This is a genomic window from Janthinobacterium sp. HH102 (genome assembly GCF_001758625.2).
In the GTDB taxonomy this organism is placed as follows: domain Bacteria; phylum Pseudomonadota; class Gammaproteobacteria; order Burkholderiales; family Burkholderiaceae_D; genus Janthinobacterium.
The window spans coordinates 5,573,323-5,595,217 of the sequence record NZ_CP062062.1; the positions used below are offsets into that span (position 1 = coordinate 5,573,323).

Annotated in this window: 23 protein-coding genes, 1 tRNA gene and 1 pseudogene; 7 read left to right on the forward strand and 18 right to left on the reverse strand. The window is 53.6% G+C overall.

Annotated elements, in window-relative coordinates:
• Positions 1-465: 465 nt before the first annotated feature.
• Together JAB4_RS25360 and JAB4_RS25365 are read left to right on the forward strand one after the other, a co-directional pair.
• On the forward strand, positions 466-1,185 hold the full coding sequence (locus tag JAB4_RS25360; RefSeq protein ID WP_035828139.1) for a Crp/Fnr family transcriptional regulator: 720 nt from the start codon (positions 466-468) through the stop codon (positions 1,183-1,185).
• 179 nt (positions 1,186-1,364) lie between these two features.
• Positions 1,365-2,027, forward strand: coding sequence for a hypothetical protein (locus tag JAB4_RS25365; RefSeq protein WP_175444717.1), 663 nt, complete (start codon positions 1,365-1,367; stop codon positions 2,025-2,027).
• Between the two features lie 118 nt (positions 2,028-2,145).
• Here JAB4_RS25365 and JAB4_RS25370 read toward each other — a convergent pair whose 3' ends face one another.
• Positions 2,146-2,538, reverse strand: a complete 393-nt coding sequence (locus JAB4_RS25370) for a GFA family protein (RefSeq protein ID WP_070224355.1) — start codon at positions 2,536-2,538, stop codon at positions 2,146-2,148.
• Positions 2,539-2,658: 120 nt separating this feature from the next.
• Between JAB4_RS25370 and JAB4_RS25375 the strand changes: the two genes are divergently transcribed.
• From JAB4_RS25375 to JAB4_RS25385, 3 genes are read left to right on the forward strand one after another with little or no spacing between them, the layout of a single operon-like run.
• Positions 2,659-3,150 (forward strand): DUF4265 domain-containing protein, encoded by a 492-nt coding sequence (locus tag JAB4_RS25375; protein ID WP_070224354.1) that lies wholly within the window; start codon positions 2,659-2,661, stop codon positions 3,148-3,150.
• 32 nt (positions 3,151-3,182) lie between these two features.
• Complete coding sequence (locus JAB4_RS25380) at positions 3,183-3,644, forward strand: BPSL0067 family protein (protein WP_227742035.1); 462 nt, start codon at positions 3,183-3,185, stop codon at positions 3,642-3,644.
• Positions 3,641-4,042 carry an STY0301 family protein gene (locus tag JAB4_RS25385; protein WP_070308412.1) on the forward strand — a complete coding sequence of 134 codons (402 nt, stop codon included), beginning with the start codon at positions 3,641-3,643 and terminating at the stop codon, positions 4,040-4,042. Before JAB4_RS25380 ends, JAB4_RS25385 begins: the two co-directional genes overlap by 4 nt.
• A 121-nt stretch (positions 4,043-4,163) precedes the next feature.
• Here JAB4_RS25385 and JAB4_RS25390 read toward each other — a convergent pair whose 3' ends face one another.
• Positions 4,164-4,889, reverse strand: coding sequence for a pyridoxine 5'-phosphate synthase (locus JAB4_RS25390; RefSeq protein ID WP_070224351.1), 726 nt, complete (start codon positions 4,887-4,889; stop codon positions 4,164-4,166).
• A gap of 128 nt (positions 4,890-5,017) precedes the next feature.
• On the opposite strand from JAB4_RS25390, the gene JAB4_RS25395 reads away from it, so the two are divergent.
• Positions 5,018-5,731: a YjjG family noncanonical pyrimidine nucleotidase gene (locus JAB4_RS25395; protein ID WP_070224350.1), complete on the forward strand. Its 714-nt coding sequence runs from the start codon at positions 5,018-5,020 to the stop codon at positions 5,729-5,731.
• A gap of 108 nt (positions 5,732-5,839) precedes the next feature.
• On the opposite strand, the gene JAB4_RS25400 is transcribed toward JAB4_RS25395, so the two are convergent.
• From JAB4_RS25400 to JAB4_RS25415, 4 genes and pseudogenes are all read right to left on the reverse strand, one after another.
• Positions 5,840-6,175, reverse strand: a complete 336-nt coding sequence (locus JAB4_RS25400; RefSeq protein WP_070224349.1) for an FKBP-type peptidyl-prolyl cis-trans isomerase — start codon at positions 6,173-6,175, stop codon at positions 5,840-5,842.
• 198 nt (positions 6,176-6,373) lie between these two features.
• The gene (locus JAB4_RS25405) at positions 6,374-7,216 is read right to left on the reverse strand and encodes a hypothetical protein (RefSeq protein ID WP_139143585.1); all 843 of its coding nucleotides are present in this window, start codon (positions 7,214-7,216) and stop codon (positions 6,374-6,376) included.
• Between the two features lie 127 nt (positions 7,217-7,343).
• Entirely contained in the window at positions 7,344-8,618 is a 1,275-nt protein-coding gene (locus JAB4_RS25410) for a hypothetical protein (protein ID WP_139143584.1), read from the reverse strand.
• A gap of 78 nt (positions 8,619-8,696) precedes the next feature.
• Positions 8,697-9,200 (reverse strand): annotated as a pseudogene (locus JAB4_RS25415) (site-specific integrase); the annotation flags it as partial.
• Positions 9,201-9,308: 108 nt separating this feature from the next.
• On the opposite strand from JAB4_RS25415, the gene JAB4_RS30820 reads away from it, so the two are divergent.
• Complete coding sequence (locus tag JAB4_RS30820) at positions 9,309-9,449, forward strand: hypothetical protein (RefSeq protein WP_227742036.1); 141 nt, start codon at positions 9,309-9,311, stop codon at positions 9,447-9,449.
• Between the two features lie 6 nt (positions 9,450-9,455).
• Here JAB4_RS30820 and JAB4_RS25420 read toward each other — a convergent pair.
• The 12 genes from JAB4_RS25420 to rpoD form a co-directional block, all read right to left on the reverse strand.
• A protein-coding gene (locus tag JAB4_RS25420) for an IS3 family transposase (RefSeq protein WP_265334686.1) occupies positions 9,456-10,687 on the reverse strand; the annotation gives its coding sequence in 2 pieces (ribosomal slippage) (positions 9,456-10,319 and positions 10,322-10,687; 1,230 coding nt in all).
• A 174-nt stretch (positions 10,688-10,861) separates the two neighbouring features.
• On the reverse strand, positions 10,862-11,746 hold the full coding sequence (locus JAB4_RS25425) for a site-specific integrase (protein ID WP_227742037.1): 885 nt from the start codon (positions 11,744-11,746) through the stop codon (positions 10,862-10,864).
• Between the two features lie 59 nt (positions 11,747-11,805).
• Complete coding sequence (locus JAB4_RS25430; RefSeq protein ID WP_139143758.1) at positions 11,806-12,666, reverse strand: hypothetical protein; 861 nt, start codon at positions 12,664-12,666, stop codon at positions 11,806-11,808.
• A 209-nt stretch (positions 12,667-12,875) separates the two neighbouring features.
• Positions 12,876-13,145, reverse strand: coding sequence for a hypothetical protein (locus JAB4_RS25435; protein ID WP_139143759.1), 270 nt, complete (start codon positions 13,143-13,145; stop codon positions 12,876-12,878).
• A 237-nt stretch (positions 13,146-13,382) separates the two neighbouring features.
• Positions 13,383-14,705 (reverse strand): hypothetical protein, encoded by a 1,323-nt coding sequence (locus JAB4_RS25440; RefSeq protein WP_083287330.1) that lies wholly within the window; start codon positions 14,703-14,705, stop codon positions 13,383-13,385.
• On the reverse strand, positions 14,702-15,847 hold the full coding sequence (locus JAB4_RS25445; protein WP_083287331.1) for a zonular occludens toxin domain-containing protein: 1,146 nt from the start codon (positions 15,845-15,847) through the stop codon (positions 14,702-14,704). Before JAB4_RS25445 ends, JAB4_RS25440 begins: the two co-directional genes overlap by 4 nt.
• A gap of 9 nt (positions 15,848-15,856) precedes the next feature.
• Positions 15,857-16,192 (reverse strand): hypothetical protein, encoded by a 336-nt coding sequence (locus tag JAB4_RS25450; RefSeq protein WP_070308497.1) that lies wholly within the window; start codon positions 16,190-16,192, stop codon positions 15,857-15,859.
• A 2-nt stretch (positions 16,193-16,194) separates the two neighbouring features.
• Positions 16,195-17,487 (reverse strand): hypothetical protein, encoded by a 1,293-nt coding sequence (locus tag JAB4_RS25455; RefSeq protein WP_193725205.1) that lies wholly within the window; start codon positions 17,485-17,487, stop codon positions 16,195-16,197.
• A 55-nt stretch (positions 17,488-17,542) separates the two neighbouring features.
• Positions 17,543-17,758 carry a major coat protein gene (locus JAB4_RS25460; RefSeq protein WP_070223129.1) on the reverse strand — a complete coding sequence of 72 codons (216 nt, stop codon included), beginning with the start codon at positions 17,756-17,758 and terminating at the stop codon, positions 17,543-17,545.
• Positions 17,759-18,271: 513 nt separating this feature from the next.
• On the reverse strand, positions 18,272-18,613 hold the full coding sequence (locus tag JAB4_RS25465; RefSeq protein ID WP_070223125.1) for a hypothetical protein: 342 nt from the start codon (positions 18,611-18,613) through the stop codon (positions 18,272-18,274).
• Between the two features lie 523 nt (positions 18,614-19,136).
• Positions 19,137-19,215 (reverse strand) — tRNA-Ile (locus JAB4_RS25470).
• A 108-nt stretch (positions 19,216-19,323) separates the two neighbouring features.
• Positions 19,324-21,564, reverse strand: coding sequence for an RNA polymerase sigma factor RpoD (gene rpoD, locus JAB4_RS25475; protein WP_070223123.1), 2,241 nt, complete (start codon positions 21,562-21,564; stop codon positions 19,324-19,326).
• Between the last annotated feature and the right edge of the window lie 331 nt (positions 21,565-21,895).

Sequence of the window (21,895 nt, forward strand, 5' to 3'; positions counted from 1 at the left end):
CAAGACAGGCGCGCACCAACACGGCGCAGGTAATGCGGCGGCTCATACCGAAACGCCGGTTAAATTTCCACAAGGCAACATTTTATCACCGACGCACTGCAGCGCAGAGTGGTTTGATCGCGGCATGCGGCCAAAGTTCAGGTGTAGCGGGCAGCGCGCCGCATTTTTGTCCAAACACGGTTGTTTCCAAACGGGAAAATGAAGAGCGGGCGTAGGAGTTGGATGACACGGGGCAATGTTCCTAGCCTACATAAGCACGTCGGCTCATCCGATGCCCGTCATTGCCCCCTGGTTCTATAGTGGATACAAGATTCAGCACAACGCTAGCAAGCCAGAAAAGCAGCGCCATCCAACAAAATCAGAAGACGAGGCCCTACCATGTACAAAGCTTATAGCAACCTGACACCAGCAACGAATAGCCACGCAGCCGCCCAGCACAACTGGCAAGCCGCTCCGGCCACACCCATGATCAGCATCACGGGCGCCCAACAGAACGAATTGCTGCGCGCCTTGTCGCGCGCCGATCTGGAGCGCCTGTTTTGCCAGCTGGAATTGGTCGCTTTGCCTGCCGGCAAGCACCTGTTCGATTGCGGCGGCAAGATTGAATACACGTACTTCCCTACCAACGCCATCGTTTCCCTGCTGTATGTGATGGAAGACGGCGCCACCACCGAGATCGCCGTCATCGGCCGCGAAGGCGTGGCTGGCGTGGTGTTGTACGAAGCCGAGCGCGCCACCTGCACCGCCATCGTGCAGACGGCAGGCTACGGCTACCGCCTGAAAACCGCCTTCCTGCGCGAAGTGTTCAATGAAGGCGGCGCGCTGGCGCAATTGCTGATGCGCTACACCAGCGCCATGTTTGCGCAAATGGCGCAGAACGTGGTGGGCGGCCGTCATTGCAGCATCGAACAAAAACTGTGCCGCTGGCTGCTGGACCGCCTCGACCGTTCCCTGTCGAACGAACTGAAGGTCACGCAAGACACCATGGCCAACATGCTGGGCGTGCGCCGCGAAAGCGTCACCGTCACGGCGCGCAAGCTGCAGGACGAAGGCCTGATCCAGTACCGTCGCGGCACGGTCGAAGTGCTCGACCGCGAAGGCCTGGAAGCGGCCGCCGGCAATTGCTATAAAGCCGCACGCGCCGGTTTCGAACAATTCCGCAGCGGCATCAGCGCACACAATTAAGCCACGTCGCAAGCTGATGCGGCAGGAAAGCAACACCTTGTACCACCATTTGCCACTTCGTCTTGCTTGGCAACAATCCAGCCTCTATTATTCTCGTTGAAATTACCCAATAGAAATTTTAGTTTCAATTGGGTAATTTATCGCGTACATAATTAGACCAACGACTGGAGTCAGTAAGCATGAAACAGCAATACCTGATCGCCGCCCTACTGGCAGGCATGTTCTGCGCAAGCCAAGCCCAGGCAGAAATCGCCATCGCCGCCGACCTGGGTACGACTGGCGTCGGCGCCCACCTGAGCGTGCCGCTGCAATCGAATCTGAATGCCCGTTTTGGCGTCGGCTTCCTGAATTACTCCTACGACTCCAGCACCGAAGACGTCGACTACAAGCTGAAACTCAAGCTGCGCACCTTCGATGCCTTGCTCGACTACTTCCCCATGGACGGCGCCTTCCGCGTGAGCGCCGGCGTCGTGTACAACGGCAATAAAATCGATGCCAAAGGCAAGCCGAACAAAAGCGGCAGCTACACATTGAACGGCAACACCTATACGGCGGCCAGCGCTGGCCAGCTGGACGGCACCATCGATTTCCGCAAGGTCGCCCCCTACATCGGCATCGGCTGGGGCAACCCGGTGAAAGAGGCAGGCTGGAGCATTTCCAGCGACATCGGCGTATTGTTCCAGGGTTCGCCGAAAACCTCGCTGCACAATACCGGCTGCGACCCGCTGGTCTGTGCCGCCCTGAAAACGGACGTTGCCGCTGAAAACGAAAAACTGTCCGACAAGGTCAAGGATTTCAAGGCGTATCCAGTGCTGCGCATCAGTGCCAGCTACCGCTTCTAAGCAGGTTTTCGCCCCCTGGCGCCAACCCGCCAGGCAAGATATCAAGGCACGCTGCGGCGTGCTTTTTTATATTCGGGGTTGAATAGGACTGCAGGCCAGACACTGCGGCACGCCGCACCTAACCGGCAGCAACGGTGGCGACCGGCCACCAACCCGGCCTGGCATCGTCAAACGAGTGGTACTCGGGTGCGAAGGCGGCCTGGGTCGCATCATCAAAACTGCCCACCAGCAAGGCCACCGTGGGCGCATCGTCAATGGCGCCGATGGAACTGCCGCAAACGGCGCAAAACGCCCCGCTGGAATAATCGGAAGAGCGGTAGGTGGCCGGAGCGCCGGCCGTGCCCGTCCAGCGCACTTGATCGCGCGCAAACTCCACCCACGCTACCGTCGGCGCGCCCGTATGCTGCTGGCAATTGCGGCAGGAACAGCTGTGCGGATTGCTGCCCTCCCCCCTCACTTCGAAGCGCACCGCGCCACATAAGCAGCCGCCTGTTTGCACCGCATTCTCCATTGCCTCTCCTCGTTTGCACCGTTGCGCACCCTGCCAGCAGGAAACTACCCGGTACAATATTGCCATAACCCGCTCCCTGGCGCACCCATACAATATGGCGCCGGCACTATGAAAGAATAAATGGAAGACATCAATTGCGAAGGCTTGCCGCACATCCGCGTACTGGCAGGCGAAAACACCAGCGGTCCCGTGTATGAAACCCTGCCCGCGCGCCAAATCGACGAACACGTCTACGAACTGCTGGCCTCGCCCGGCCTGACCCTGAACCTAGCGCGCGGCGACATCGTCAACATCGCCAACCCGCTCGCCCCCGCCGAAGTCTTAAAGCGCGGCGGCAACTTCTGCATCCAGATCTACGCCGACGATGTGCCGCAAGCAGCAGTGGACCAGCTCGAACGCGACGTGCAAAGCCAGCTGGGCGGCACCATGGATGGCCAGTACAAGGGCAACCTCACCTTCAGCGTGCCGGGACACCACGGCATCTACAACGTCAACGGTCCCTTTGACGCCTTCCGCGAGGCAACGGGCGTGGAATGGTACTTCGCCAATATCTACGTCAACCTCGATGACGACGATGATGAAACCTTGCTCAACTGGTGGGTGGATATGTAAGGTTGTCCGTGCACCAGGCGGGGCCATGACACATGTCAATGTTCTGTATTGCTCTGGCACACATCAAGCTGCTTGCCCGCGCCTTGCATACGCTCTCCCTATCGTCAGCCACAGAGAGCAACGCTATGCCCTACATTGCGCGTGCCGATTATGCGAAGCAAAAAGAGTTCGTGGGAAATGGCGAGTGCGTTACCCTGGTCAGGCACCTCACCGGCGCCCGTGCCTCATCGCTTTGGCGCGAAGGAAATAAAGTGCCGGATCTGCTGGAACAAGGCGGTATCGCGAAAGGTACAGTGATTGCCACCTTCGTCAACGGCCGCTATCAGAATCTGCGGCAGGGCAATCATGCGGCGCTGTTCATCCGCCAGGTGCCTGGCGGCATAGCAATTTTCGACCAGTGGCGTAACCACAAGCCCAGCGCCCGCGTGATCTACTTCGGCCGTTCGGCGGCCGGGGCATCGAATCGTCCCGAACGCTATTCGATAGTGGAATGAAGCCGCTCGCACTGGCGACATTGGTCATCGCTGCCGCGGCGATGCGGCCAGTTGCCGCGGCCCCCATTGCGTCCGTTTCTTGCCCGCAAGCGCCTCCCTCAAGCTGGAACCTGCCGGCCAGCAAACTCGATGGCGTACGCGTGCTGTCCTATCCGGCGGATCAGCCGCCAGCAGCTGGCGAAGCGTTGCCTATCCTGGCCCCGGACAAGGAATGGACACGCAACGGCACCTTGCATCAACGCTGGGACATCAATTTTGATGCACCTGAGTATCTGTTTCAGGTGGACTGCCTGTATGCCGGTACCGAACGCTACCTGCGCATGGCTTTGCCAGGCGTCAAACAGTGCGTTGCAGCCATTACACAGCAAACGAAAATAGTCAGTTTTCAGTGCAAATAGTGCGCTCAATACCACTCCTCAAGTCACTCCCCCGCAGTTGCGTCAAACATGCAAAAATCCATTCAGAAATGACTGGTAAGCAAGGTCAGCAAGCGGCAAGCGCGTTCGATGTGCGGCAGCCCTACGATTGACATATCTCAAGGTAGCGGCCCAGCACCGTGTCCATGCCCAGTTCCAGGCACTCGACCACCAGTGCGTGGCCGATCGACACTTCCAGGATGCCGGGAATGTCCAGGAAGCGCGCCAGGTTGTGCAAATCGAGGTCGTGCCCCGCATTCACGCCCAGGCCCAGCGCCTGCGCCCGCCGCGCCGCCTGCCGATACGTGTCAAACACGGCCTCGGCCTGCGCGCCGCCATAACTCTCGGCAAACCGTTCCGTGTACAGCTCGACCCGCGCCGCACCCACCTCGCGCGCCCATTCCAGCGCCGGGTAGTCGGCATCGACGAACAGGCTGACGCGGATGCCCAGGTCATTCAATTCCCCAATGACGGGACGCAACAGCGTCGCATGCCGTTCGATCTCCCAACCGTGATCGGACGTCAGCTGGCCCGGCATATCGGGCACCAAGGTGCATTGCGCCGGGCGCGCGCTTTTCACCACCTCCAGAAAATCCGCCGCCGGATAGCCCTCCACATTCAGCTCGCGTCCCCGCTCCGCGCACAGGTGCTGCAAAGCGGCAACATCATCGTAGCGCGCATGGCGCTGGTCCGGGCGCGGGTGCAAGGTAATTCCGGCGGCGCCCAGGTCGAGGAAGCGCGCGGAAAACGCGAGCAGGTCCGGGAAATTGCGGCCGCGCGAATTGCGCAGCAGGGCGATTTTATTGACGTTGACGGAGAGCTGGGTCATGAAAGGAATGAAGTGAAAGTGACGGGTCTGGCAGCGATTGTAGCGGATCGCCCGCACAGGGCACGGCCAACCGAACTCAGCGCTACGTGCTACGATGCAAGACAAGTTCCACGCTTTCAATACTTACCATGACCTACCAGCTATTCCTGTTTGACCTCGACGATACCCTGCTCGACTTCCGGGCGTCCGAAAAACGCTCGTTTCTGCACACCATGCACGAACTGGGTTTGCGTGACGGCATCGACGGACTGTTTTCCCAGTACCAGGCGATCAATGTCGATCTGTGGAAACGTTTCGAAACGGGTGAGGTGAGCAAGGATTTCCTGAAGGTGGAGCGCTTCCGCAAGACGTTCGCACTGAACGGCATCGCCATCGACCCGGAACTGGCCAGCCGCTTGTATCTGGAATCGCTGCCGGACACGGTCGTGCTCATCGATGGTGCAAAACAGGTGTGCGAAACGCTGTCGCGCATCGGCGAAGTGGGCATCATCACCAACGGCGTCGACGCCATCCAGAACCGCCGCATCGCCGCATCCGGCCTGGGCGACTACATTTCCTTCGTCGCCACCTCCGAAGCGTGCGGCCACGCCAAGCCGGACGTGCGCTTCTTCGACTACGCGGCCAACATGGCGCGCGCGTTCAGCAAGGAAACGACCATCATCATCGGCGACCGCCTGGACGCCGACATCCTGGGCGCCAACCGCTACGGCATAGCCAGCTGCTGGTTCAACCCGGACGGCATGGCCAACACCTCGGCCGCCATCCCCACCTGTGAAGTGGCCAGCCTGCACGACGTCGTGCCAGCGCTGGAGATGATGCAGGTCAACTTGAAACAGGCTTGATCTTCCACAAGCGCACCGCCTGGATATGCGGGCAGCGGCACGAAAACACGCCGCTGTTCGCGTAGAGTGTAGGCAAGCGCCCTGCCCACCTGATTGCGCGTCAAGCGATCAATCGCGCGTCAGCACTTCCAGCAATTCGATCTCGAAGATCAAATTGGAGTGCGGCGGTATCAAGCCCACCTGCCGCTCGCCATACGCCAGCGCCGCCGGCACCCACAGCTTGCGCGTGCCGCCCACTTGCATGCCGTGCAAACCCAGAATCCAGCCCTGGATGACCTTGTTATTGCTCAACACACAGCGAAAAGGCTCGCCCCGCTTGTGCGACGAGTCAAACTCCGTGCCATCTTCCAGCCAGCCCCGGTAATGGGCTGTGACCAGCGCGCCACGCGCCGCCGCTTTGCCGTCACCGACCACGATATCGTCAATCTTCACTTCAGCCGTCATCTCGTTTCATCCTTCATCAAAGCACCAAGCCGCGATTGTACGACAGCACGAAAAAAGCCCCGGCAGTCACCCGCCGGGGCTTGTTCTATTATTGCTCAATTCTGGTGGACCTCCCGTGAGTCGAACACGGCACCAACGGATTATGAGACACATGCTCTATGCAAAATCAACAACATTTCCAAATGACAACATGCTGCACTAATTCGTTTTAGCTAAGGCGTGTTCCATTTCTTTCAGAATGCTCTGATGTTGTTCAAATAAAGTTTTTCGATACTCTTCAATATCACTATCAAATCCCAAATCTGCTCTCATAGAAACCAGAACCTCAATTTGTTCGGAAGTAAGTGCAATAAGGTCATCAACTAAACTCCTTGAATAATTTAGCGTATGCTCCTGTTTCTCATTTAGCGCCACTCCACGCTGATCCCACCCCTTTGACATTTCTTCCTTGTAAAAATCAAGATAACTCTTTAAAACATCATAGTTTGCCTTCTCGCTCCCAATTTCCTGATTTAACTCAGTCATCTTTAGCAAAGTTCTATCAAACTCAATTTTATTTCTATCAATTGAATCCTTCGCCAATTCAGCAGCCACTTCAGCATTAAAAATATGATGAACTGAAGAAATAGCTCGAATGGACAGCATTGAGAATTTATTTGCAAAAATCATGAGTAGCTTGGCTGTCCTAGGAGAGGCTACCAATTGACATTGCGCCGCCGCCGCGAAGAATGCATTAGTTCCCTTAGCTGGATTTTCTTTCAAAATGTCTAACATCGGAATATTCGCCAAATGCTGCTCAGCTGAAACTAATTCTTTGGCAACAAGCATATATGAATCTTGTCGCAACTTTAGCGACCTTTCCGTAGACTTTTCAATTGAATCATGCTCCAACTGCATTTTTAAATTTTTATAAGAGTGCTTACTTGTTAAATAAACACCACTCAATGCAAGCATTGAACCGATAACACCAGACCATATAACAGGCGGAATAGAATAAAATAATCCCACAACGCTCTTGACAACACTGAGAAACTCGATCATTAGTCTATTACCCAAAAAAATACTTACCAATAAAAATTTATTTGTTTGATATTTTTAATATTATCGATATCTATTCACAAAATTAACCTTCATGAAATTTTCCACGAAAAATTTAACAAATACATTACTAGACCGGTGGCTCACTACTTTTTTTAATGAACTCCTTCACCAATTGCAATCTAGCTATTTGACTATCAATTGAATCAATATCTGTTGATGACGACATGAAATCAAAAAAATCTTTTGGAATTGAAAAACCATAATAATTGTTAATCAAATACGATAACATGGCATCAACAAAGAAACACAGCCTAAAATTCTTCATATTAATATTTAACGGCACCACTCCTGCATGCACATGCGAATTCCGCGCCTGACGTAAAGATCGCAGTATGGCCTTCTCCACGTCCCGATCCGCAAAAAAGAAAATAAGCCTTTTTATAATACCATCCGCATTATCGGAATTTGTCACAAACTCAAGGCACAACCACAAGCTCAAAAATCTTGCTTCAGCATCATTTTTAGAAATAGCTAAGACATAATTAATTAGAGCTTTTGTACAGAGTTCAAAATATGGCCTTTCTGCCTTACCCAACTTTCCGATTGCCTCACCAGTCAAATCATCTATTTTTTGGAAATCAATAATATTTACTGGAGGAGAAGAGTTAATGAAATCTTCGGTCCAATAACAATCTGCAGCGCGCCGACCATCTGGCAAATGTAACGTGTGCAAATTTCCGGGCTTTAAAATACAATCTGAATTGTAACGAATTCCCGCTTCAGAAAGAGAAAAGCTTATCTTTTTAGAAAAATAAATTTGCCACAACCCACGATAAATATCAAAAACTCTCATCGCACTAGCAAAAGCGGTTAAATGCTCAGGTGCAATCACCTTGATAACCATATAGGTATAACCAAAATTATCGCGCTTGACTTTTAACTTATTTTGTATTTCCTTAATTAAATCAGCCCTATGTCTCTTATATATAACAGGAATTTTTTTATGAAAACTTATCTCACACCCATCAATAATTCTCCCTTCTGGATTTTCCGAAGTAGAAAAATTTATTGATGTTACCAAGAAAAATTCATTCTTCTTCTGCAATGCGGACGAGCAATCCTTTTCGAATATTCTTAGTATTTTTGCTCCATCAATATTCCCCTTACCATCCTTATATGCTTCTCTAATTGAATTCTCGAATTTTCTAAACAGAAACTCAGCATTCAATGGATATTTATGATCCACAAATCCGTATAGAGCATCTGCCAAAAACTCGAATGTTCCCATTCTTATTGAAACGGCCCCATCCTCATTGAAAGATAGATATTTCTTAATTTCAGAAATTAAAGAATTTACGTATCCACTAGCATCTTTCCCATCACTCTTCCAACTGATCGCCATATTTCACTCCGTAAAATATAAAAATTATCTTGAATTGCTTAAATATTACAATACAAATTGCAATTTAATGAATAAATTTTACTTAGTGAAAGTCGGTAGCCTGTCAGCATATGCAGCTAGGTGTGAGGCTAAAAAATGGGCATATCGACGAACCATCTGAGCACTTTCCCACCCTCCCAACTCCTGTAAGACATTCAATGGGGTGCCATTTTGCACATGCCAACTTGCCCACGTATGCCTCAAGTCGTGCCAGCGAAAATCATCTATCCCACATCGCTTCAATGCTTTATACCAAGCTGCGGTTGTGACCTGCACAACTGGCTCGCCTTTATAGCTAAAAACACGCAACGGATGCTTACCGACTTGCAAGGACACAATGCGTACCGCATCTAAATTGAGAGGAACGGCTATAGCCTTACGTGTCTTAGACTGATCTGGGTGTATCCACGCAAGCCGCCGAGGCAAGTCAACCTGCGACCAACAAAGTCCAGTGACATTGCTCTTACGAAGACCGGTAGCTAAAGAAAATGCCGTCATATTCGCAAGATGCGCAGGTAATTGAAGAAGCAGTGATTCCGCCTGATTTTTAGGGGTAGCAGGGTCAGGTCCGCCATTCAGACACAAGCACAACCATAGCCGCACTGAACAACGACAATGACCTTTAGCGTACCCAATTACGCACGAGATTGAATGGAAGATAAACTGCACAACGCGTCTTATGCGCTCCGTACCGCCATAAAGATGGAATTGGTGACGAAACCAGCAGCTATCACGCCCAAACGACAAAATCTTGCGGTGATTGTCATACTGTCCAGTCCTAAAATAGGTTGACAGTATTTATTGCTGCACAAACGCCCGATGCACCGCATCGGGCGTTTTGTACTTCAAGGCCGTATGTGGTCGTTCCTGGTTGTATATCCGCACCGATTGCGCCACCATTTTGCTCGCCTGTTTCAGGTCTGCAGGTCGATTCAGCAAGAACTCGCCTTTCAGAATGCCGTTGATACGTTCGGCCAGCGCATTCTGATAGCAGTCGTAGCCGTCGGTCATGGAGCAAGTCAGTCCATGACGACGATGAATTTCTTGATAGTAAGTCGAGCAGTACTGGATGCCCCTGTCTGAATGATGGATCAGCGGCATCTTGCGCTGTCGTGCTCGCAGGGCCATCTTCAAGGCCTCGCTGACCTCTTCGGTTTGCAGGCTTGCGTGCACGTGATAGCCCACGATCTTGCGCGAATACGCATCCGTTACCAAGCTCAGATAGACGCATTTTCCGGCGGTCGGGAGATACGTGATATCGGCTACCCACACCTGCTCCGGCCGCGTGGCGAGCACTTGTCCCGGCCCCTCCTTGAGTAAATTGGGATGGCGCCGGAAGCGGTGATGGCTATTCGTGGTCTTATGATAGGCCCGCTGTGGTTGCACCAGCAGCCGCTCCTGGCGCAAGATATCAAAGAGTCCATCGCGTCCCAATTTGATTTTTGCACCGGTAAAGGCTGCACCGAGCATGCTGTGCAGCTTGCGCGTGCCGATGCGTGGCTGGCGCAGGCGTATCGGCTGCACCAGCTTGACGACAGTTTGCGCCCTGTCCAGGCAATGTCGCTCGCGCTGACGGCGCTGGTAATACGCTTGGCGGCTGATGCCGACACAGCGGCAGGCCCGTTCGACGCTTAATCCTTCGACTTGCTTGCGCGCGATGACCTGCCCAAAGGCTTTTTTACCGGCACCCCGTATTCGTCACGCAGGACGTCGAGAACCGCCTCGAACAGCGCGGATTTCTGTTTTTCTTCCTTGAGCTGACGCTCCAGCTCCTTGATGCGCTGCTCTGGCGTCAGTGGCCTGGCTGGTGTGTCTGTCATGGTCGCTCTCCGTTCGCTTCGGCCCCTGGGATGCGTCCAATCCTGCAGGCCGTGTTTGCGACACCATACCAAAACTGTCGACCGACCCTGTATTCCGTAGCGCGTTTGCGCCTGCTTGTACGTCATCTCGCCTTTTTCAACCTGCTCGACAACGCTCAATTTAAAAGCCAGGCTGTAATCTCGCTGACTGCGTCGAAACCCTTGTTCCATCGGACACTCCTTCTCTGTAACGAAAAAGTGTCAACTTATTCCAGGACGGGTCATACGCATAAAAAAAGCCCCAGCAGTTACCCGCCGGGGCTAATTCTATTGCTACAAATTCTGGTGGGCCTCCCGTGAGTCGAACACGGCACCAACGGATTATGAGACACATCATCGACCTCATCACACCGAAGCCTCCGGCCCCACGACTTGCATTCTAGCATTTGTCACCATCAACACCGGCAAATTCGCCGCGTGAGCAGCCAAATGCCCCGCCGAGAAATGCGCATACCGCCTTACCATCTGAGCTGACTGCCAACCGCCCAGTTCCTGCAGTACATGCAATGGTGTACCTCGCTGCACATGCCAACTGGCCCATGTATGCCGCAGATCATGCCACCGAAAATCATCGATGCCACAACGCTTAAGCGCCTTGTACCATGCTGCCGTTGTAGCGACGATTACCGGCTCACTATTGTAGGTAAAAACGCGCACCGCATGACGACCACGCTGCAATGTAAGCACGCGCATAGCATCGTCATTGAGAGGCACCACAATAGCTTTGCGCGTCTTACTTTGATCAGGATGAATCCAAGCGACCCGACGCACAAGATCGACCTGAGACCAACACAAGCCAATCACGTTCCCCTTGCGAAGCCCCGTAGCAAGGCTAAAGGCCACCATATGCGACAAATGCTCAGGCAACTCATTCAGCAACGCGGACGCCTCCCCGTGAGTCAAATAACGCACCCGACGATCAGGCTCCCTCAACAATCGAACCTTCGGAATTGCATCAACCCACTCCCAATCAACACAGGCCCGGATTAGCACAGAACGCAACAATGCTAACGTCCTATTGACAGTTCCATTCTTGACACCAGTAGCACGTTTTTTCTTCGTAATAGCGTCCACGACAGAACGATTTATATCGTTTATATCATAACCAGACAAGAGCGGTTCAAGCCATCGAAAAATGCACTTATCGGAATGCAAGGATGCCTTATCTGCCTTTTCGACCATCCAGCGATCAACCGCATCACACCACGTCTTACCGGTCAGAGTTTCCAATACCAAGCCAGCAACTACCATCTATGCGCCCCATATAATGTTGCCATAAACCAACTATATCAGAATGGACACCAATCCGCGTCCGGCGCACAACCCGGCCCGGTAGCCAAGTAACAAACCTCTAGACCGTTATTGCACCAAGTCTGCATACCAGTCAAATCATACCCAGCAAGTGCCGAAAAGGCAGCCTGTACGGCACCCAGCATATCTTTCGCAGCTATCCAGTACGTCTGCACATCCGGCACCGGAATACCCTTGCTAGCAAAATAACGTTTTTGGTTCAAATTTCGACACTGCATTTCCTTGCCACAATACTTGGCAATGTAGCTGGCAATACGATGATTGCCCTTGTTATTGAAACCGAACTTGTTAGGGTCCCGCACATTGACCTGGCCCATTTGCTCACCGTCCGGTCCAAGGCCCAAAATGCTTTGCCAAATCGACCGCAGCAAAGCGTACATCTGGCGACCAGCGACCGCCACATGAAAATGCAAAGCGCCACGCGCCTGCTCCTCAATGACCGCCACATATCGAAACTGCTTATGCTTACCCAGCCTACGCCTAAACAAATCCCAATGCTTAAGAGCCGTAGCTCGATCAACCATATTCTCGCGATACGTCAACGTCACCATGCGATCAACCCCCAACGTCTTGCACTTCAAGCGCACATTTTTTTTAGCATTACGTGATGCAATGTCATCATTCACTTCCCGGTTCTCAGACTCACCACGTGCGGCACGCTGTTTCTTGATAGCAGCCCCTGAGAAGTGTTTTTCACGACACACCGTCACCTCAGTTTGCCCATCAGCAAAATCGCGCCTACGGAGCGTATAGCCATCCCACCATCCTCCCCTTACATGCTCATCAGCTTTTGTAAAATCAATTGACGCAAGAGTAGTTTCATAATCTAATTCGGTCACTGCTTATCCAATCACGACTTGGTTAGGTGGAAGACCTCAAAGAGTTTCGACCTCTTCGGGGTCTTTTTTTTTAACTTCAAATTCCTTCATCAACCTATGGGAAATGGTCAATTCCCGTGCTGCTTTCCGTTAAGTATTCCTATTACAAGTTTAGCGGCGCTTCGCGCCGCCACCCGCGCTGCGCGCAGATAGCGGCACCAAGCTTTCCGCTACCGTTTGCGCAGCAATTGCTGACGCAATAATTTCTCTATCACCTGATCCGGCGTAATGTCTTTAAAGCGGATATACGCCTTCAATCCTTTCAGCACCTGCGCATCGACATGCACCGTCAAAAATGCCTTGCCATCGTCACGCAAGCGATCCCTGCGATCTTTTTGCCGCTGTGCACTGGTCTTTGCCGCGCCAGTTGCCGGACGCCCTCTGCCCCGTTTAATCGGGCCGAGTAGATCAATCGTCTTGTCATCCTCAAGCTGTTTCATGTGCATACTTTCAAAACGGTTTTTCAGAGTGGGCCGTACTGGCCAACGTGCAGCGACGCGGTACTAAGCGTGGCGGCGGACTGCCCGCTAAAACTTTGAAAACGTGTCGCTCCTCGCTCCGATACGCACGGGCCACCTGACGCCATTACTTCAAAATCAACCGCCGACTTCGATATGCCCTCAAAGATTTTGCCCTCCGGGCCGCTTGTGCCGTCACCCCGGAATTATCGTGACAAGTCACCGTTTTTCTGACGTTCGGGGAACTTGCGCACTCAAGATCAGCACCAGATCGGTATGCAGCTTCGTCCCCGATCGAGCAGCCCACGAAGACGGCAGAAACGAGAAGCCAGAGGAACTATCGACGGTTTGCGCATCGTTCAGGCCGCCAATCAACAGCACTTCGCCATCGTTGACCGTCACCGCCGTTTTGACCTGGCGCTTAATCAGCGTGGGCGAACCTGTTACGCCACTGGCAGTAGGTTTAAAACTGGATATCTGGCCATCGATGGCAAGATTGATTTTGCCGTTGCCGAGCACCTTGGGCAGTACGTCGACAATGACGCCGGAAGGCCGATAGACGATGTTTTGAACGCTGTTGCCGGAATTGTCTTTGCCCGTACTGGCAATCGTCGGCGTTTCATCGCCCACCGTCAGCACCATCTTTTGATAATCGTCGCCCACAATTCGGCTGTTCGATACTTGCTTGAAACGCCCATCCGTGTTCAGCGCATCGATTACCAACTGAAAATTGGTTCCGCGCAAGCTGATCGCGGACGCCGAATTGACGCTCCCCAGCGACGCGCCGAACTTCGCACCGAGCACGCTGGCCATGATGGAAATGCCGCGGCCCGAGCTGGCGTTATCCGTGACCTCAACCCACGACGCCGACACATCAACCATACGCGGCAACTGATCGAGCGCACCGAGCAAAATGCGCATCTTGTTTAACTCCGACGCGCTGCCGGTCAGCACAATTTGATTGCCAGCCGCCACAGCACTACGCGGACCAAACGCAGCCGTCACGACCTGCACCAAGAAATCAGCCGAACGGCCAGCCGGCGCGTATACCTCTGATTCATCATCACGGCGCCGGCCGGAAGTACTGCCTGCAATGCCACTGGCATACCCACCGTCAAAATACCCCTCATCTGATTTAAGCCTGTTCAGCGGCGCAAACAAGGCTGCAGCAGATGACGATGCGCTTTGTGTAGCGACTTCAGGCGGAAGTGACACAACCGGAGCTTGAGCGGAACGAGAAGACTGCGCTGCACGCAGGTAATACACACCTTCGCGCAACTCGGACGAGATACCAAGATCAGCAAGAACGCCTTCAATAAAACCTGGCAATTGCTGGGGCGTCAAAGAGCGCACAGAGACCGAAATCTTGCGATCTAACGCCAGTGCATCCGGAGCAATCACAAAGTCGCGCTCAAGCAGATTTTTGTATGTCGCCTGTGCAAACGCCACGAGCGAGGCAGAGGACAGATTAATGGCGACAGGCTGATTATTGGCCATCGCCATACAGGGCAACAGCATCAGGTACAGGAACCATTTTTTCATGCGGCACCCCGCACCCACAAGCCCGGCTCGATCTGTGCTATCCAGCCGCCATCCACGAAGCGGAATCGCAACGCTTGTATCACACGACCGTCCGACAAGCTAACCAAAAATGTAGAACCCTGACTCATATAGCCGACACCCGTGATGGTCTTGGAATAAACAAACTCCTCCTTTTTCTGGACAACCTCAGGCGCGAAAAATGAGCCCCAAAAGTGGTATCCAAAAACGCCAAGAACGACACCCAACAGCAGCGAACAGAATAGAAATTTAGACATATGTTTGTGTGGTGGTTTAGGAGGCAGCGCCCTAGGGCGCAACAACGACAAGGCGGCAGGCGTAGCCTGCAATGGCCCGATGAAATCGGGAGGAACACCCACGGCAGCAGATAAGTGCCATGCCGAAAGCAGCGAATGCGTGCCATGGGGGTAGCTATCAGAAAAGACTTGCGTGGTGTTATAGGCATTGTTCAAGTCATCGCCCCGGAAGTACCAGCGATCCGCCACCAGCCCATCAGGAGAAGCGCCCAAGCGCACGACACCAATGTGCAAGCGTGGCATGCTGCCTGTCGATGCACCGGCCGTCATAAAAGCAATGGCGGGACTCAGAAGAGGCACCTTCATACGGTCAAGACGATTCAACCGCACCACATACTCAAGCAGCGATTCGCGCAACTGTTTGTCGACCTGGCTGATGTTCTGCATGATGAAAAAAATGTCCCAGCCATACTTGCGCGCATGGATCGCCCATTCGAGCATTTCCGCCCTGCCCTTGTCTTGAAAATTGCGCGTATTGAGCCAGGAACCGCACTCATCGAGAATGAGCGCACCATTGTGGTGTTCGTCAAATCCCGGCAGTAACTTAGGCGAAGGTGCAATCGCCGTGATACCAGCGCGTCCATACTGCAAAATAGGCTCAAACTGGATAAACCGATTGCCGCTACCGACCATGTACAAATCGACCGCAGACGGCTTGTCAGGCACCCGTATGACGATACTTTTATCCGTCGATGGCATCAGGTGCTCAAGGAAAACGTCACAGTTTGTCGCCACCCTTTTACCGTCGCGCAGGTAACGCCTGATCTGGTCAATTGCCGCCTTGCCCTTACCACTGCCGAGCTTGCCCGTAATTGCGTAAACAGCCATATCAACCACCTACTTAGTAACGATGTTCAGGCCTTTTTTCTGGAAAACGTACAGCTGGCAAGCAAGCCACACCGAAACGTAACAGGAAGCAGCAGCCATCGTAGTGCTGTTAAACGCAATTCCGAGACCAACGGCAAAGTTTGGATGTGAAGTGGAAATTCCCGAAATACCTTGCGCACAAACCCCACGGGCGCATGAGGACATCGTAACCATCAGAATTCCAAAAAGCGTCAACATCACCAGCACAGCCGAGACACGAAACGCTTTTTCAGCCACCATAAACTTACCGAAAATATTAATAAGGAGAGTAACAATCGAGATAAGTAAATTTCCGAGAAGAGGCATGATTAAGCTTTCGCAGCAGAGGTAACTTGTTGAACGGAACCAATTACGGCGAAGAAGCAAATAACGCCGGAAATGAACTTTGCAAATATATCAACATACGAACAAATGCTGACCTCATATGTTCCACGGCCTATAGGATTAGGAACAGTTGGATTCGTGCAAGCAGCGGTATTAATTTGCGGGAACCAGTCACCAAGCATTAATTTATCTTTTGAAATTTCGCCTATCTGATCCAGCGCATCTTTATTCTTCGCTTTGATATCACTTAACTGCGACTCCCCCTCATCGCCATTCATACCCTTAATTCCAGTCTCATCGATACGGCATGCCGGTTGCCCCGGTGCGCCACACGCAGCCTCTTGCTTGCCACCTGTGCCGGTTCCTGTGCCGTTGCCTGTGCCGTTGCCGTTGCCTGTGCCGTTGCCGTTGCCTGTGCCGTTGCCTGTGCCGTTGCCGTTGCCGTTGCCGTTGCCGTTGCCGTTGCCGTTGCCGTTGCCGTTGCCGTTGCCGTTGCCGGTGCCGGTGCCGTTGCCGTTGCCGTTGCCTGTGCCTGTGCCGTTGCCGTTGCCTGTGCCGGTGCCGGTTCCTGTGCCTGTGCCATTGCCGGTTCCTGTGCCGTTGCCGTTGCCGGGATCAGTCGGATTTGTCGGATTATTCGGATCACCGGGCGTATAAGGCGGAGGATGCGAATCTGGAAGACTTTCCACCGAACAACGCTCACCGTTATTAGTCAAGGTAATATCGTAATGCAATAAGAACACACCATTAGCATCACTCGATCCTTCATAAGCCTTACCTACATCATCTGCAGACTTAATTTTGGAAATGCAGCCATCAATACAATATGAAACGGCAAGCATGGAGCCATTCGGAATGACAGGCTTAACAACTATCCCCTCGCCATTAGGACCACGCTTGTAATAAGCAGATGGAATATCATAAGTACCAGCCGAGTCGCCCTCAACACACTGAGCACGAACGCATCTAGAACCAATCGGCTTTGATGAATCTTGCTCAAAACGACCACCACCTGGACAAACCTCAACAAGCTCGCCATAAACCCAATCCTCCTCCTTACCCATGTACACAGTAGTAAGCTTATAAATATCAGCACGAACATTTGCGCATTTAATCGTGGCTTTCGGAGAATAAGATTGCATGACAGAAACAATACCTGCGCAGTCATTACTGGGAACAAGTGGACGAGCGCCACCCGCCGCTTCAAAATACACTTTACCGCCAGCAGCAGCAGAACCAGCAAAAAACAACATTAGAATGAACAGTAATGAGCGCACGTTGTCACCTCAAAAAAAAAAGGCGACCGAAGTCGCCCATACCACAGAGCCGGACTTAGCCAGCCTTCGAGAATGCTTTTTTCATCATCTTGATACCCCAGAAGCCACCGGCGACCAATACCGCGACAGCGAACGCTGCCGAAATGTACGTGCTGGCAGTACCGGACAAAGCAGTGATCGCAGCGACGCCTTGATCATCAGCAGCCGACGCACCAGCCGAGACAGCAACAGCACCAACCAGAGCCAAACCGCGCTGAATATTTTTGTTCATGTTCAATTCCTTAAAAATTGGCCTACAAGTACGATTGACGACGGCCAAACGCCAAAAGAGAGCTAATCCAATATTTCGATAGAGCGGCGGATAATTCGCTGTATCGAACCAGCGGCATACCCGATCCCAAACGCACTCAAGGCATAGCCAACGGCGGCGGCGATAGTCATTATTTGTGCTCCAAAAAGCGGGCAATAATGTACTTGAGCAGATGTACGCCGCAGACAAACAGGCCAGCCAAAAACAGAATGGGCCAGAGATTTTTAAGCAGGATCATCGTTGCGCCCCTGCGATCCAGCCCAACGCGAACAGCACCACTACAGCAGCCGCAAAAAACGCATCCAAAGCCTTATCCTGCGCCGCCACTGCCGCCACGTATTCAGTGCCTGACTCGACCACGTAGGCACATGCAGACAATTCAGTGGGAGCGCTAGACACCGTGTACAGCACGGCACCAGACGGAGCATCTGGCCCCGTCATTTGTGTGGAATCGACGCAGGTAGGCATGGAAAATTACGAAGCGGTTTGTTGACCTGGGTTCGCCTTGACGGCGGGAGCCGCTGCAGAGGGTTTTGCTTGAGAAGCAGCGGAAATTGGAGTGATAGAAAAGACCTGCGCGCCGACACGCTTGTCTTGCGAGATCGAAACTTCAAATTCGACCTCATACATGCCCGGCTGGGTGTCTTTGAAGCGCTCCGGCAAGACCAGCTCACCGATTAACGGCTCGATGACGCCGGTATCGCGGTTTGGCTTGTGGACGATGCATTGCGCCATGCGCATATCGTAGTCATTGCCGGTTTTTTTCGAACGGCCAGCCACTTGGGTGACGTGCAAAATTTGGATGGTATTTTTCATGGTCTTTTCCTTGGAGTAAGTCGCCCGCTAGAGCGATTAAGTTTTTGCACGGATCAGCAGCCGAAAAAACCTCCCAAGGCGTACCAGTGGGCAAACAGGCGGCCCTTGGGCCGGAGACTGAGCGGTTTACATTCAACCTAGATGTGCTATCGTTTACTTACATCGTGAGAAGTAACTTATCACGATGAGAATATATTACATCATGAGAAGTTTTCCTGCGAGCAAAAACAATGAATAGCACGATTGAATTATTAAATGAAGTTTTGAAAATCCATAAGGCTAAGACTATCGCTCAGGGATTAGGGATCAATGAAGCGGCGATTAGCACATGGAAGAAGCGTAAGCACCTGTCTGCGTACTATGCGGCGAAAATGGCTGCAATCATCGGAGCCGATACGGACAGAGCAATTGCACTGGCGGGAGCTGAAGGAGAAGCTGACCCACAGAAGCGTGCTGAACTACTTAGCTATCTGTGGATCAGTCCTGAAGAGACGACGCTTGCAGATCTGCAAGCGGAAATTAATGGTGGGCCTCCCGTGAGTCGAACACGGCACCAACGGATTATGAGTCCGCTGCTCTAACCAAGCATGAGCTAGAGGCCCGGGGACTGCGGCTTGGCGGCGCTGTTGATGCCCGCCTCGCGCGGCCGTTTTGGAAACGGACACGCGAGGATAGGGGTATCAGGGGCGCACGTCAAGCCCTATTGGCTTCTAGTTGCCTTCCAAGAAGCTTTTCAGCTTGTCGGAGCGCGATGGGTGGCGCAGCTTGCGCAGCGCCTTGGCTTCGATCTGGCGGATGCGCTCGCGCGTCACGTCAAATTGCTTGCCCACTTCTTCCAGGGTGTGGTCGGTGGACATCTCGATGCCGAAACGCATGCGCAGCACTTTGGCTTCGCGTGGCGTCAGGGAATCGAGCACGTCCTTGACCACACCGCGCATGGAGGCGTGCAGCGCTGCGTCAGCCGGCGCCAGGGTGTTGTTGTCCTCGATGAAGTCGCCCAGGTGGGAATCGTCGTCGTCGCCGATCGGCGTTTCCATCGAGATCGGTTCCTTGGCGATTTTCATGATCTTGCGGATCTTGTCCTCGGGCATCTCCATCTTGATCGCCAGGGTGGCCGGATCAGGCTCCGCGCCTGTTTCCTGCAGGATTTGACGCGAGATACGGTTCATCTTGTTGATCGTCTCGATCATGTGCACGGGAATGCGGATCGTGCGCGCCTGGTCGGCGATCGAGCGGGTAATCGCCTGGCGGATCCACCAGGTCGCATACGTGGAGAACTTGTAGCCGCGGCGGTACTCGAACTTGTCAACGGCCTTCATCAGGCCGATATTGCCTTCCTGGATCAGGTCGAGGAATTGCAGGCCCCGGTTCGTGTATTTCTTGGCGATCGAAATGACCAGGCGCAAGTTGGCCTCCGTCATTTCGCGCTTGGCCTTGCGCGCCTTCATTTCACCGGCCGCCATCTGGCGGTTGATATTGCGCAAGTCCGGCAGCGGCAGTACGACACGCGCCTGCAGGTCGATCAGGCGCTGCTGCAATTCCTTGACGGTCGGAATGTTGCGGCCCAGGATGGCGCTGTACGCGTGTCCTGCGTTGACTTCGCCATCGACCCAGTCGAGGTTGGTTTCATTGCCCGGGAAGACCTTGATGAAGTGGGCGCGCGGCATGCCGCAGCGGTTCACGGCCACGTCGAGGATCTGTTTCTCGATATGGCGCACTTCGTCGACCTGGCCGCGCAGGGTGTCGCACAGCTTTTCCACCACCTTGGCCGTGAAGCGGATGCCCAGCAACTCTTGCGAAATGGCTTCCTGCGCCTTGGCGTAGGGCTTGGAGTTGTAGCCTTCCTTTTCGAAGGCGCGGCGCATCTTGTCGAATTGCTGAGAAATGACGGCAAATTTTTCCAGCGCCGTGCGTTTCAGGGTTTCCAGCTGTTCGGCCGAGAAGCCGGCGGCGCCCGAAGCGCTCGCTTCTTCCTCTTCTTCCTCTTCCTCTTCTTCCGCTTCGCCTTCTTCCTCGTCTTCTTCGACGGGAGCGGACACGACAGGGGCGGCGGCGACCGGTTCGTTTTCATCGACGAGGCCGTCGACGATTTCATCGATCTTGATCTCTTCGTTGGCGATGCGGTCGGCGGCGGCGATGATTTCGGCGATCGTCACGGGACAGGCGGAAATTGCCTGGATCATGTCTTTCAAGCCATCTTCGATGCGCTTGGCAATCTCGATCTCGCCTTCGCGCGTCAGCAGCTCGACCGAACCCATTTCGCGCATGTACATGCGCACGGGGTCGGTGGTGCGGCCAAAGTCGGAATCGACGGTCGACAAGGCGGCCTCGGCCGCCGCTTCCGCCTCGTCGTCGCTGGTGACGACGGCAACGTTATCAGACAGCAACAACGTTTCCGCATCGGGCGCGTGCTCGTAGACGGCGATGCCCATGTCATTGAAGGTACCGATGATGCCTTCGATGGCTTCCGGATCGACGATGTTTTCGGGCAAGTGATCGTTGATTTCCGCATACGTCAGGAAACCGCGTTCCTTGCCGAACTTGATCAGGGTCTTGAGTTTCTGGCGCCGGCGCTCGAGTTCTTCTTCGCTCGCTTCCGTGTCGGACGAGAACGCGTCCTTCAGCAGCGCGCGCTCTTTCGCCTTGCGGTCCTTGGCCTTGGCCTTGTCGACGGCCTTCAGTTCGGCCCGCTCGACGGCGTTCAGGGCGGCGACTTCATCATTTTCTGGCTGGAATTCTTTTGGCTTGCGGCCGCGGCGGCCTGGCACTTTTACCGACGGCAAGACATAACCGGACGTATCGATGGCCGCCAGGGTAGCGGCGTCGGTGGTCTGGCTGACCACGGGCGCGCTGGTCACGCGCGCTTCTGGCCGGTCGAGCGCCTTTTCGGCTTTCGTGGTAACTTTAGTGGGCTTTACAGCCGCTTTGGATTCGGGTTTCTTGATTGGCACAGGCGCTTTCGATTACACAACGACTTGCTTTACGGTGGATTAGGATAAAGTTTGCTGCCAGTTCCCTGTCTACCTGCGGGAACCACCATCTTCGAACCTGCCGACTACGCAAATTCGACACTGTTACGTTACTTACACCTCATCGGCCACGATCCGCGGGAAGCGCAGCAATTCCTGTCCACCGGCTGTTGCCAGCCGTCTCGGCAAAAATTCCTGCATCGACCGCGTTGGGAGCGAGAGCCTGGCGCGGCTTGCCAGCGTCTGCGAGCCTTGCCCGCAACGCCGAAAGCGCCAGTTGGCCCTGGCTGCCGACACGATCCACCGCGCCGAT